Below are 12,738 nucleotides of genomic sequence, written 5' to 3'. Positions count from 1 at the left end.
CCATTTTCAGCCGAATCAAAGAGTGCCGAAACCAACGTTAGTGATAATGTTCGAGTCACTGACAACTTGAATTCATTCTCTACCCGGGAGAAATACCGTGAAACGCCTCACAGGTTTGCCTGCCATCCTGGTTGCCCTTGTTTTAACTCTTTCAATTCCTGCTTCTGATACATCCGCCTGCACCGGGATCACAATCAAGCCCAAAGATGGTTCAGCCATCTTCGGCCGTACTTTGGAATTCGCTCAAGACCTGAAATCCAACATCATCATCATCCCCCGTAATCGTGAGAATGTCGGAAGTACTCCGAATCAGAAACCGGGTTTAAGCTGGACATCGAATTATGCGATGGTCGGTATGAACGCCTTTAATCTACCGGTGATCGTCGATGGTCTTAACGAAAAAGGGCTGCATGTCGGCATCTTCTATTTTCCCGGTTATACTGACTATCAAAATTTGTCTGAGGAGGATCTGGCCCACAGTATTTCTCCTGTTGAGTTGCCTCTGTACCTGATGGGGACTTGCCGGAATGTCGATGAAGTAACTTCTGCGGTAAAAAAAATCAAAGTCGGCAACGTGGTCATGCCTCAACTGGGTGGCGTCCCCCCGTTCCACTACATTGCCAATGACACAAGTGGAAAATCGATTGTAATCGAATACGTGAATGGTGAGTTGAATATCCATCAGAACCCACTGGGTGTTCTGACCAATGCGCCAACGTTTGACTGGCAGATAACTAACCTGAGCAACTACGTCAACCTGCTCACCAATAATATATCCGATATCAAAGTCGAAGGAGTCGAAATAAAAGGATTCGGACAGGGAAGTGGAATGCTCGGCCTGCCTGGCGACTTTACACCGCCATCCCGCTTTGTACGTGCTGTCGCTTTTTCTTCGTCGGCATTTCCGGTCACAACTGCGAAAGAGGGAGTACTACAGACATTTCACATTTTGAATCAGTTCGACATTCCCAAAGGAGTTGCTCGCGGAGTCGAACAGGGAAAAGTCGTCGGCGATTACACTATGTGGACCGGCGTCTCCGATCTGACAAACCTGCGTTACTACTTTCGCACATATGACGACAGCAGTATCCGGATGGTCAATTTAGGTTGCCTGAATCTGGATGCTCCGGAAATACAGACAATCTCCATCCAGGGTCCCGAACAGATCATCGATGTCTCTGGCTGTGCCCGCTGAAACACGCTTGAGTTCCTAAATCGCATCAGGATGGTTTGACGAGCTCAACCGAAACGTTGCAAAACAGATTTCTTGGCGCTGCCCCATTCATCTGCCTGACCAGCATCCTGCCAATCTCCTGCCCATAAGCTTCGGGAGAGAGGCAGGGGCGAATATGCGGGAACAGGCAGGGGGCTTGCTCGCGGGCAAAATGATCCGCGACCACTATTACAGGCTGCTTCTTCCGCGTATAATTCAGTTCGGAAATAATCGCCGCAATCGCCTGGGCCGCTGGTTCAGAGCGACAGAGGATTCCATGCTTATCTGAGGAGCGTTTCAGGACATCCTGAGCGGAGACCTGTATCGCCCGATCATCTGCCGGAAGACAGCGAACCGTCAGCCGATCGATTCCCCAGCCTGCGCCGTGCATCTCCCGCTGCACAGCATCCAGTAGAAGATGATCGCCGGCTGTCACTTGATCGCGAAATACGATCAGTACCCGCTGGCAATTCTGTTGGAGCAGATGCTGAAATAAGAGCCGACCAATCTCCCCCTGATCCCGGTCAATATGAGCCAGGCCAGTAATCGATGGTTGCAGTACCCCATTTACAACTGTCGGCAGTCCGCTCTCCTGCAGGATCCGCTGCACGCCCACCTGTGCTCGTTGCAAAACAAAGCCTTCAGTCTCGTTCGACTTGAGCGCCCGGTTCACAATCTCTTCCACATACGCTTCTTCATCCCGGTGCGGCAGGAAGTTGAATTCAAGTTCTGCCTCGGGAAGTTCCCGCTGCAGGCCAATCAGAATACCGTCGGCCAGCAGGCCTTCCCGTTCGAGATATTTCTGGTGTACCACCAGATGCACGCGACGCAGGGCCTGCTCAGTCTGGTTTGATTCCGGATCAGCAATGAACGTACCGGCCCGTTGTTTACGCACCAGAACCCGTCGCTGAGTGAGCAGTTGCAGAGCCCGGTTGGCAGTCGTTCCACTGACCTGAAACGAACGTGCTGTTTCACTGGTTGTGTAGTAGGGATCCCCGGGCTGCAGCTTTCGCTGTTGAATATCGGACTGGATTCGCTCGGCCAGATCCACAATCGCTGGTTTCATTGAGAAAGTACATTCACTCGAAAAAGGACAGTTTTTGCTTTGATTTCCGGATCAACTTTTATAATATTACGATACAGATAATAATATCGCAACAAAAATATTATTAAACCTTTTTACTGGAAATCAGCCCATGCCCCCTTTTCTCCTGCGCCCGGCGAAAACCTGTTCCCTGTTCCTGCTGATGACCTTGAGCCTGCTGCAGGCCACTCAAGCAGGTGACCTGCAAAAGACAATGATCTTTTCCGCCCGGGATGGTCAATATCACCACTACAGAATTCCGGGCATCATTGCCACCAGCAAAGGAACACTGCTCGCTTACTGCGAAGCCCGCAAGACAGCTGGCGACTGGGCCGATATCGATATTTTGATGCGCCGCAGTACCGATGGGGGACAGACCTGGGCAAAGCCACAGGTCATTCACAATGCGAAAGAAGAAACAGTCAACAATGTCATTGCCTTTAACGATGCTCAGACCGGACAGGTGCATCTCCTCTATTGTGAAAACTATGCCCGCTGTTATTACACCCAAAGTAATGACGACGGAAAGACCTTCAGCCCTCGCGTAGAAATCACCCCGGTCTTTGAAGAGTTCCGCAAAGAGTACGACTGGAATGTCATCGCCACCGGTCCCGGACATGGTATTCAACTACAGAACGGGCGGCTGCTGGTACCAGTCTGGCTTTCCACCGGAGGGAAGAAACATCGTCCTTCCTGCGTCTCCACCATCTTTAGCGACGATCACGGCAAGACCTGGCACCGTGGCGAGATCATCGTCAACCAGGGGGAGCAGATCGCAGGCGAGACGATCGTCAATCCCAGCGAAACGGTTGCCGTCCAGTTGTTTAATGACAAAGTCCTCGTGAATATCCGCACCGAATCGAAGCCGCACCGTCGGTTGATTGCCATCAGTGAGAACGGCGCGACCGGCTGGACTGATAAACATTTTGATCCGCAACTGCTCGAACCGGTCTGCATGGGCAGCATCCTGCGCGTTCCGGCGAGCAAGCCTCAGCCTCAGAATGCCATCGTGTTTGCAAATCCCGACAACCTGGAAGGTTCCAGCAAACGCAGAGGCCCCAACCGGGACCGCAAAAACCTGACACTGCAGGTAAGCTTCAACGACTGCCAGACCTGGAGCGGCAAAAGAGTGCTTGAACCAGGGATCAGTGGCTATAGCGATCTGGCAGCCCTTCCTGATGGCACCATTGTCTGCTTCTATGAAGATGGCGGCCTGAAAAATAACGGTTACGACACAACCGGCTTGACAGTGGCTCGATTTCCATTGAAATGGATATTAGAGGATTGAGCCTGTCTGTTGTAATTCATTCGTCCCTCCTCACCGGTTACGCTCACCGAACTCGATTGAAAGTTGATCATGCCTCGTTCCCTCAGCCTAGTTGTTGTGCTGTTCTACAGCCTCCTCGTAATCCTGTCCCCTCTGTCTGCTGCAGAACCAGACCATAAAGTCGACATCTGCGTCTATGGCGGCACCTCTGGTGGTGTCGTTGCAGCTGTCAAAGCAGCCCGTCTTGGTAAGACCGCTATCCTGATCGAACCGGGCCAGCACCTGGGCGGCATGAGTTCCGGTGGACTCAGCTTCTCTGATATGGGAAAGTCAGCCACGGTGGCTGGCATGGCCCGCGAGTTCTACGAACGGATCGGTAAGAAATATGGCAAGCCGCTGGAAACGCGACTGGAGCCGCACGTCGCAGAAACAGTCTTTGAAGAAATGATCAAAGAAGCCGGCGTGAAGGTCATCCGGGGAGAACCACTACAGAAAGTTCAAAAGCAGGGACCACGGATCGTGGAACTGACCACAGAGCAGGGGACCCGCATCGCAGCAGAGATGTTTATCGACTGCACCTACGAAGGCGATCTGCTGGCCGCAGCCGGCGTGTCGTATTCGCTGACCCGTGAAGCCAATTCACAATACGACGAAACATTGAACGGCGTACAGTTGTATGAAATCCCTCAAGTCCATTTTGGTAAGTATGACAAAATCGGCCGCCGCAAAGATCGACGGGGGCTCTGGGATCGTGCCATCCCCCTCGATCCATACAAAATCCCTGGTAAACCGGAAAGCGGCCTGCTACCCCTGATCGAGGAAGGAGAACTGGGAACAATCGGTGAAGCTGCTCCCGGAGTACAGGCTTACTGCTTCCGTTTATGTGTCACCGATCAACCGGAGAACCGGATCCCGATCGCACCTCCTGCCAACTACGACCCGGCCCGTTACGAGATCGTGGCCCGCTATATCGCTGCCTGTGAGAAAGCAGGCGATGATATGGACCTCCGCTGGTTTACCAAGCACGATGCCCTTCCCAACGGCAAGTTTGATTTCAACACCGCCTATTTCGGTTTGAACTACGTCGGCGGCAACAAGGGGTACAGTGAAGCCTCACACGCTGAGCGTCAGCAGATTATCAAGGAACACGAAAACTACGCCCGCGGCCTCTTCTACTTTCTGAAGACGGACGAACGCGTTCCGCAGAAAGTACGTGATCAGGTTAGTCGCTACGGGCTCTGTAAAGACGAATTCCAGGATAACGGAGGTTGGCCGCACCAGCTCTATATTCGCGAATCGCGACGGATGGTCTCCGACCTGGTGATGACCGAACATTTTTGTCGCCACCAGGTGGTCGCCCCCAAATCGGTCGGTCTGGCCTCGTACGGCATCGACATCCACGAAATCCGCCGGATCGTGCACAACGGAATAATGGTGCGGGAAGGCAAACTGCTGGGTCACCATAGCACCCGCGGCCCCTATCCGATCGGTTTCGACGCAATCGTCCCCAAGGCAGAAGAATGCGATAACCTGCTGGTCACCTTCGCGATCTCCGCCAGTCACGTCGCTTTTGGTTCAACCCGCATGGAACCAGTGCTGATGATTCTCAGCCAATCCGCCGCAACCGCTGCCAGCCAGGCTATCGATGTGGGATGCGCTATTCAGGAAGTGAATTACCAGCGACTCCGCACCCAGCTGCTGGCTGACGGGCAACTACTCGACTGGCCCGCACCTGTGCAAAACGGGAAGTCGACTGCACGAGTGATCGTAAACCCCGAAAAATTACCGGGCATCGTACTCGACGATTCCGACGCTGAATTCATAGGCAGCTGGGCGGAGAGTAACGGTCAGCCTTCACCAATCGGCAGGAACTATTCCCACGATGGAAACAAGGACCGGGGCCAGAAGTCGGCCCGGTTCACTCCCGCGATCAAACAGTCAGGCGACTATGAAGTCCGGCTGCTCTATACCTGGCATCCGAACCGTTCCAGTAAAGTTCCGGTGATGATTCAAAGTGCCGACGGCAAGAAAACCGTCATTATCAATCAGCGTCAGCCAGCGCTGGTCAAACAGGTGCCAGTCTCGCTGGGAACCTTTCACTTTGAAGCAGGACAGCCTGCCTCCGTCACAGTTTCCAATCAAGGGGCCGACGGCTATGTCGTCGTCGATGGCCTGCAGTTGCTGCCCGTGAAACTCGCTGAAGCAGAACGGACGGGGAAACGAAAATCGGGATACCCTCAGCTGACGATGGAAGCCAAACCGAAATTCAGTCAGCCCAACGCGGCCCAGGCAGCACAGGTCGCCTTCTCCCCGCTGGCGGAAAAGACGTTGCCCCGCACGCCCGGTGAATCGACGCGGCACTCCACCGAGCCGGTCCAGCTGGCACCGTCTGCGGACGCGGATGAAGTCGCCGGGAAATCTTATGACGTCATTGTGGTCGGCGGCACCGGGGGCGGTGTGGCAACAGCCGTCCGGGCGGCCCGCGAAGGGTGTTCGGTCCTGCTGGTACAGCACAACGGGCATATCGGCGGAATGATGACCAACGGTCTGATGCAGTGGGACGCCCTGTATGGCGGGCCGCGTTCCCCGCTGTTCAGCGAGCTGTTGGAAAACATCGAAAACTACTATATCGACACCTTCGGCCGCGACTCGCGCGATCATCAGACCGTCCGTTATACCCATGAAAAATACCCGATCGGCTGGGCCGAACCACACGTCGCCGAGCGGGAGTACAACCGGCTGGTGGCGCAGGAAAAGAACATCACACTGCTCCTGCACCACTACCCGACGGACGTCGATCGCCAGGGCTCCCTCATTAAATCAGTCACCCTCTGCCGATACGGCACGCCCGGGACGATTCAGGTGAAGGGAACCACGATTGTTGATGCCACCTATGAAGGGGATCTGTTCGCGCTGGCCGACGTCCCTTACCGCGTGGGCCGCGAAGCCCGCGATGAATATAACGAGCCACACGCGGGCAAAGTCTTCGTCAACATTGACGGTCATCGGCCAGAGAGCATCGTCAATGAGGGGCTCAACATCCGCGTCTATGGTGCCCGTCAGGGGAGTATCGATCCCACCAGCCCATTCTCGGTGGATGGCGCAGTGCAGGCCTATAACTACCGGTTCTGTGTGACGTCTGATCCCGCCAACCGGCTGCCGATCCCAAAGCCGGCGAGTTATGATCGTGCAAACTACCTGGACTTTCACCGTCGGTACATCCCGGCGAGCCAGGGGCCAAACCACAAATCACACGTCAACAGCCCGATCATGCCCGGTCATAACCATGCCTATCCTGAAGCCGACTGGCCGACCCGCGAGAAGATCATCCAGCAGCACCTCGACTTCGGCCTGGGACTGATGTGGTTCCTGCAGCACGATGAATCAATCCCGGAAACCAAACGACAGGAGTACCTTAAATGGGGGCTGCCTAAAGACGAATACGCCGACTTTGATCACGTGCCTTACGAAATGTACGTCCGCGAAGCACGGCGGATCGTGGGCCGGCACGTCTTCAACGAAAATGACGGGATGCTGGCGGATGGCTACCATCGCACACCGATCCACCAGGACAGCATCGCGGTGACCGACTGGTACATGGACTCGCACTCCTGCACAACCGACAGCCGCCCCGGCTTCAAATATGACGGCAAACTGATCCTGACCGAAGAGTCCCGCCCGTCTCAGATTCCATATCGCGCACTGTTGCCGCAGGGGGTCGACAATCTGCTGGTGCCGGTCTGCCTCTCCGCGACCCACATCGCCTGGGGCGCAATCCGCCTGGAACCGGTCTTTCTCTCCACAGGCGAAGCCGCTGGTTACGCCGCCGCCCTGGCAAAGCAGCAGGGAACCACGCCTGCGGATCTCAATCCCGACCTGCTACTGAAAACGCTGGTCCGCCGCCGGCAGCTGGTCAGTTTCTTCAACGACCTGAAAGTCAACAACTCAGATCCCTCAATCCCCGCCGCCCAGTACTTCGCCACCAAAGGCTTCTTCAACGACTATAACGCCCGTCTGAACGAACCACTAACCAAAGCGGTCCATGATGTGTGGGAACGAGGGCTGAAACAGATGGAGCAGGGGACATCGGATCCCGGTAAGCTGGCTGTAGAGGTCCAGCAGGCGGAAGAGGAAACATCGCCAGCGACGGGGGAGACGCGCGGGGCGTTTCTCCTAAAAGCATGGGGAAGTGTTGAACCACGGTCTTCCTGAGGATCTGAAACTCAAGTTGACTGTTTTCGCAGTTGAAGTATGATCTGAACGTTTTGTTCTTCATTCCCAGAGTGCTCTTTCTTCAGGAAGCATCCATGTTCGACTTCGATACGCCCACCGTTAATGAAATCGCTCCGGATGTGTTTCGGATTGGATGTTATGCGCCAGCCCTGGATCTGCAGTTTAATTATTTCCTGGTGCGGGATGACGCACCGCTGCTGTTTACGACCGGGTACAAGTCCAGCTTTCCGCTGGTACAGCAAGCGGTCGCGCAGGTGATGGATCCTGCAAAACTGCGGTATATCGCCTTCAGTCATTTCGAGTCGGATGAATGCGGGGCGCTGAACCAGTGGCTGGAAGTGGCTCCCGGGGCGGAGCCGGTCTGTAGCCTGGTTTCGGCAATGGTGAATATCAATGACTTCGCGATCCGGCCGCCCAAAGGGATGGTCGACGGCGAGCAACTTAACACGGGCAAATATCAGTACCGCTTCTGCTCGACCGCACAGCTGCCGCACGGCTGGGACGCGGGTCTGCTCTATGAAGAGACGCAGGGGACACTGTTCTGTTCGGATCTGTTCCATCAGGGAGGGAATGTAGATGCGCTCACCGAAAGCGATCTGTCAGAACAGGTGCTGGCCGCGATGCAGCAGATGCAGGCGGGACCGCTGGCCGATTATATCCCTTACACGAAACAGACGGACCGAATTCTCAACCGTCTGGCGGACCTGAAACCCAAAACGCTGGCGATCATGCACGGTTCCAGTTTCGCCGGAGATGGGGAACAGGCCTTTCGGGATCTGTCGACCGCGATGAAGTCGGTCTTCGGTTGAAGAACCAAGGCCATTTTCTTCCACCACGCAAGGGACTTAAAATACGAACGTTTCTATTGGTGAAGAGATCATGCTGAGAGACGGCAGACTGAAAAAGTGCTTGCCTGCTTGATTGAGATCCGTCAGAATAAACCGTGAGAGTCCTTTGGAATGTTTCGCGAGGTTCTGTCCAATGCATCCGTCTTTTAGAAAGTTACTGATCCTCTTCGGCCCGTCCGTCGTTTTTCTACTGCTGATGATAATGCTGGTCTACAACAAGCACAGTGCGCAGCATGAGCCAACACCGCTTGAGATCAAAACGGCACAAATTCGACTGGGGACCAGTGTGGAGGACGCTGATGCCATCATCGGGACGCCCCCCGACCTTACAAAAGAATCCAGGGGAGTGATTGTTAATTCCACTATGTTACTGGATGAAACGAATCCAAAGTCAGCCGGTTATGGTCCGCCCCAGGACTATTTACTGCGAACCTGGAAGGGTGAAGAAGTCAGCGTGACTGTCGTGTTTGACCTGGACGGAAAATCTGTCTGCCACTGGTCCTGGTGGAACAACCAGCCCCCTCAGTCTCCCTACGGCCCCTATCGGGTGTTTGAGCGCGTCGGGCTGTTTTGAGTTTAGATGGATGAAAAGTCAATGAAACACAGAGAGGATCAGATTTGTAAGCATTGTGGTCGGCCATGGACTCTGCTGGGGATTCTTGAAAATGTAGAGAGTTACTGGCCGGAATTGGATGTCATTCGTTGCCTGGCTCCCTGTTGTGGCGTTCCCGAAACTTTAAAACTGGAGAATGGTCTGATTCGTCGCGGGTATGTTTATGCTGCAGGTGAACCCCATTTTTCTGATATGGAGCACTATCAAGTCCCCGGGCTGACGGTGGTAAAAAGTCCTGAGTCTCTGAAGTACTCGCTACACCAGAAAGAAGTCACCGTTACGAAACAGACGGGGTGATTCCTTTTTCATATTTGCAGCAGATGAAGTGCCATTGATTATGCTTTTTAAGTAGACAATATCGGATTAAAACTGTCTTTCCCCTGGAGAGAATCTGATCCCGCCGGATCAATTCGACGTTAATTGTCCCCCCAATGGCCTCGTTTTCGGGTAAGGGAGGGACGATCTCAATTCAACTGTTCATGGTTCTTTTTGCTACCACAAAAGTCACGAAAGCATATCAGTACTATTTCACCTTCGCGAACTGCTTCTGGAAGAATTCCAGCATTTCGCGTTGAGGATTGCGGCCTTTGGCTTCCGGCGTGTAGATAAAGACGTTTTCGATTTCGAGTTCGTTCATCTTTTTCACCAGATCACGCCCGAAATTGGGGTGATGGATACCCTGGCCGGGGCGGGCGTTGGCGGGCAGGGGACCGTCTGCTTCGCTATAGACCATGTAGAGTGGTGGATCGTCTTTCGTCAGATGCATGATCGCAGACGATTCGTCATAGCGTTTCTGTTGTTCCAGAGTGGGATGCAGGGCTTCTTCTGCTGTGTCCACGCCGTAAGCTTTGAAGATCGAAGCATGCTCCCAGGCCCGGCCACCTACCAGAGCTTTGATTTTGATCGGATCGTATGTGCTCTGTCCGCCAAAGGTGCCGACCGCCTGAATGCGGGTCGATTCGCGTTCAATGGGATCGTCGCTGTCCGGTTTGGCCAGGTCGTCGTGAAAGCCGATCCACATCGAGATCCCGGCGCCGGCGGAGCCCCCAAAGCAGGCCACCCGCTTCGGGTCAATGTTCCACTCCTTGGCTTTACTACGGAGAAACTGCACGGCCCGGGCTCCGTCGCGCTGGGGCTCGGGGAGCAGAACTTTTTTCCCGTCAATAAAGCGGTAGTGAATCGCAGCGACGCTGATGCCGGCATCCAGACACTGCTGTAGAAAGCCGGGATTCACCCGCTTACTGCCTCCTACAAATCCGCCGCCGTGAATGTAGACGACCAGGGGGGTCGGCTGATCGGATTTGGCCTGGTAGAAGTCGAGTACGTTCCGTGCATGGTCACCGTATTTCACATCAGCATGGGTCGGTTCAACAGAATTGAACGGTCTTCCCTGACGTTTCTGCATTTGCTGACGATAAGCCCGCGCTTCGTCTCGGGTGAGAATACCATCTTTGTTTTTATCAGCCGCCGGAAAGCGTTTCAACAACTTCTGCAGGCGTTCGTCCGGCTGCGGTTTTTCATCGGCTGCCCAGACGGGATACGAGCTAACCCCAAAGACACAGATGGCGAGGACGCAGAGAGCGATATTTATGAAACGCATTTGTAGCATTGAGTCACCCGTTTTCAATAGTTCTAAGAGAGGGAAACGATTCAAGAAAATCGATGGACATTTTAAAGTGCCGTGCTGTTACTTCTCAAGCAAATTCTTTGGCACTATGAATAACGCATACTTTTTCTACCATGACAGACACAAAAAGATTGATTTAAGCCAACCTGGACCGATTCCTTCCACGATTTTGAGCCCCGAGTGAGAGTGTCAGTATTTACTCCAGAACAGAAACAAAATCTGTACTAAAGTTCGAAAAACAAATCCGGTTCTGCCGGGCAAGAATTACAAAACAGGTCTGACTTCGGGGTATCTGGACTGATAGAATGACATAAATAGTCTGGAATTTGCGGGCCGCAATCTGGAACAGCCCTGACAGGGCGGAAAGCGCTGGTCGATGAAACTCCTCTCTTACTTCCGAAATAAACGAAGACATATCCAGTTCGGAACAATGCTCTGCCTGATGGCCTGTTTCACTACAGTCAGTCTGGCCCAGACGAATAACGGAGGCAACAATAACGGTAACAACACCAATAACCAGAACAACAATCAGAATGCCGGTGGGATCACCATTGATGCGAATGGAGTCATTTCGGCGCCGTTTCAGATCACGTTGAACAGCAAGCAACTAAACCAGAAACGGTTACAGGCCCTGGCGGCCCAGGCTCTGTCTGCAGACATCAATCAAAAGTCGGAGTTCCGCAAGGTTTCGCTGGTGCAGTTGGAGAAACTCTGCCAGGAATATAAAACCAAAAATGAGCCACTGCCCCCCGAGGTGCAATATCTGGCAGGGTTATGGCGAATTGATTACCTGTTTGTCGATCGGGAGAACCATGACCTGGTGATCGCTGGCCCGGCAGAGGGCTTTGCAACGAATGCGCAGAACCGGGTGGTCTGTGTGAATTCAGGGAGGCCGCCAATCCGGCTGGACGATCTGGTAGTGGCACTGCAATCGCAGGAACAAGACCTGGTGACTGGCTGTTCGTTTGATGCGAAACAGGAAAACCTGGCACGGATGCATGAATACATTCGCAGAACAAACAATGCCTCTTCGACGGCGACCGCGGTAACCCGTTTCCGCACCATGGCTCAGATCCTGGGGATGCAGGATGTAACCGTGACTGGAGTGCCGGCAGGTTCTCATTATGCCCGGGTACTGGTTGAAGCGGACTACATGTTGAAACGAATTTCGATTGGTTTGGAGCCCTCGGGAATTCGTGAGATCAAAAGTCACCTCGCGACCCTGCGGGGTGGAGGCAACAGCACTCAACGATGGTGGTTCACGCCCCTCTATGATGCATTCACAACCACAGCAAACCGGGATGCATTTCAGTTCTCTGGACAGCGATTACAGATGATGTCCCAGGAAGAGTTCGTTAACCAGGCGGGACAGCGAACAGAAGCTTCAGAGACCCGAAATTCAACAACCCGGTATGCGCAGCAGTTCACAAAATATTTCGCAAAACTGGCAGATCTGCACCCCACATTTGCCGAACTCCAGTCTATCACTGACCTCACCATCCTGGCGGCATTGATCCGGAAAGAACGACTCGACGACCAGGTGGGATGGGATTATCGGTTCTTTCTTGCTGAATCCGATTATCTGGTCCCCCAGGGAAATATTCCTACACAAGTACCAACGGCGATGAATTATAAGAAGGCAGGGCGTTTGATGATCTGCCTGGTAGGAGGCGGTGTGACGATCAATGCTCGATCGGTACTACGTCAGACCGAGTTTGTAACGATGCGGGATGATTCACTGACTGAACGAAAACAGTCAGTTCAACGAGGGGAAGGTGACCTGAAATCCCGCTGGTGGTGGGATTGACGTTCGATATGTGATACGTTTTACTGAAACTGATTCTCGTCACCCT

General features: G+C 53.6%; 9 protein-coding genes. 7 read left to right on the top strand and 2 right to left on the bottom strand.

Annotated features, from left to right (window positions below):
* Positions 1-97 precede the first annotated feature (97 nt).
* A complete protein-coding gene (locus HG66A1_RS11845) occupies positions 98-1,195 on the top strand; it encodes a linear amide C-N hydrolase (RefSeq protein ID WP_145183780.1) in 1,098 nt (365 codons plus the stop codon).
* A gap of 25 nt (positions 1,196-1,220) precedes the next feature.
* Here the strand turns inward: HG66A1_RS11845 and HG66A1_RS11840 are convergent, their stop codons facing one another.
* Positions 1,221-2,279 (bottom strand): GntR family transcriptional regulator, encoded by a 1,059-nt coding sequence (locus HG66A1_RS11840; RefSeq protein ID WP_145183777.1) that lies wholly within the window; start codon positions 2,277-2,279, stop codon positions 1,221-1,223.
* Positions 2,280-2,409: 130 nt separating this feature from the next.
* On the opposite strand from HG66A1_RS11840, the gene HG66A1_RS11835 reads away from it, so the two are divergent.
* The 5 genes from HG66A1_RS11835 to HG66A1_RS11815 all read left to right on the top strand — a co-directional run bounded on the left by HG66A1_RS11835 (position 2,410) and on the right by HG66A1_RS11815 (position 9,555).
* The gene (locus HG66A1_RS11835) at positions 2,410-3,585 is read left to right on the top strand and encodes a sialidase family protein (protein WP_145183774.1); all 1,176 of its coding nucleotides are present in this window, start codon (positions 2,410-2,412) and stop codon (positions 3,583-3,585) included.
* Positions 3,586-3,654: 69 nt separating this feature from the next.
* A complete protein-coding gene (locus HG66A1_RS11830; RefSeq protein WP_145183771.1) occupies positions 3,655-7,776 on the top strand; it encodes an FAD-dependent oxidoreductase in 4,122 nt (1,373 codons plus the stop codon).
* A 95-nt stretch (positions 7,777-7,871) separates the two neighbouring features.
* Positions 7,872-8,606 (top strand): MBL fold metallo-hydrolase, encoded by a 735-nt coding sequence (locus HG66A1_RS11825; protein ID WP_145183768.1) that lies wholly within the window; start codon positions 7,872-7,874, stop codon positions 8,604-8,606.
* Between the two features lie 172 nt (positions 8,607-8,778).
* Positions 8,779-9,219: a hypothetical protein gene (locus HG66A1_RS11820; RefSeq protein WP_145183765.1), complete on the top strand. Its 441-nt coding sequence runs from the start codon at positions 8,779-8,781 to the stop codon at positions 9,217-9,219.
* Between the two features lie 21 nt (positions 9,220-9,240).
* Positions 9,241-9,555 (top strand): hypothetical protein, encoded by a 315-nt coding sequence (locus HG66A1_RS11815; protein ID WP_145183762.1) that lies wholly within the window; start codon positions 9,241-9,243, stop codon positions 9,553-9,555.
* A 226-nt stretch (positions 9,556-9,781) separates the two neighbouring features.
* On the opposite strand, the gene HG66A1_RS11810 is transcribed toward HG66A1_RS11815, so the two are convergent.
* Positions 9,782-10,867, bottom strand: a complete 1,086-nt coding sequence (locus HG66A1_RS11810; RefSeq protein WP_145183759.1) for an alpha/beta hydrolase — start codon at positions 10,865-10,867, stop codon at positions 9,782-9,784.
* Between the two features lie 394 nt (positions 10,868-11,261).
* Here HG66A1_RS11810 and HG66A1_RS11805 point away from each other — a divergent pair, with 394 nt between their 5' ends.
* On the top strand, positions 11,262-12,692 hold the full coding sequence (locus HG66A1_RS11805; protein ID WP_145183756.1) for a DUF1598 domain-containing protein: 1,431 nt from the start codon (positions 11,262-11,264) through the stop codon (positions 12,690-12,692).
* Positions 12,693-12,738 lie beyond the last annotated feature (46 nt).

This window comes from Gimesia chilikensis (assembly GCF_007744075.1).
Classification (GTDB): domain Bacteria; phylum Planctomycetota; class Planctomycetia; order Planctomycetales; family Planctomycetaceae; genus Gimesia; species Gimesia chilikensis_A.
This window is presented reverse-complemented; position numbering and strand designations above follow the sequence as displayed.

Bases quoted from the DNA above. Each gene is read 5' to 3' on its own strand.
- HG66A1_RS11840 (WP_145183777.1), bottom strand. From the start codon at position 2,279: ATGAAACCAGCGATTGTGGATCTGGCCGAGCGAATCCAGTCCGATATT.
- HG66A1_RS11835 (WP_145183774.1), top strand. From the start codon at position 2,410: ATGCCCCCTTTTCTCCTGCGCCCGGCGAAAACCTGTTCCCTGTTCCTG.
- HG66A1_RS11830 (WP_145183771.1), top strand. From the start codon at position 3,655: ATGCCTCGTTCCCTCAGCCTAGTTGTTGTGCTGTTCTACAGCCTCCTC.
- HG66A1_RS11825 (WP_145183768.1), top strand. From the start codon at position 7,872: ATGTTCGACTTCGATACGCCCACCGTTAATGAAATCGCTCCGGATGTG.
- HG66A1_RS11820 (WP_145183765.1), top strand. From the start codon at position 8,779: ATGCATCCGTCTTTTAGAAAGTTACTGATCCTCTTCGGCCCGTCCGTC.
- HG66A1_RS11815 (WP_145183762.1), top strand. From the start codon at position 9,241: ATGAAACACAGAGAGGATCAGATTTGTAAGCATTGTGGTCGGCCATGG.
- HG66A1_RS11810 (WP_145183759.1), bottom strand. From the start codon at position 10,867: ATGCTACAAATGCGTTTCATAAATATCGCTCTCTGCGTCCTCGCCATC.
- HG66A1_RS11805 (WP_145183756.1), top strand. From the start codon at position 11,262: ATGAAACTCCTCTCTTACTTCCGAAATAAACGAAGACATATCCAGTTC.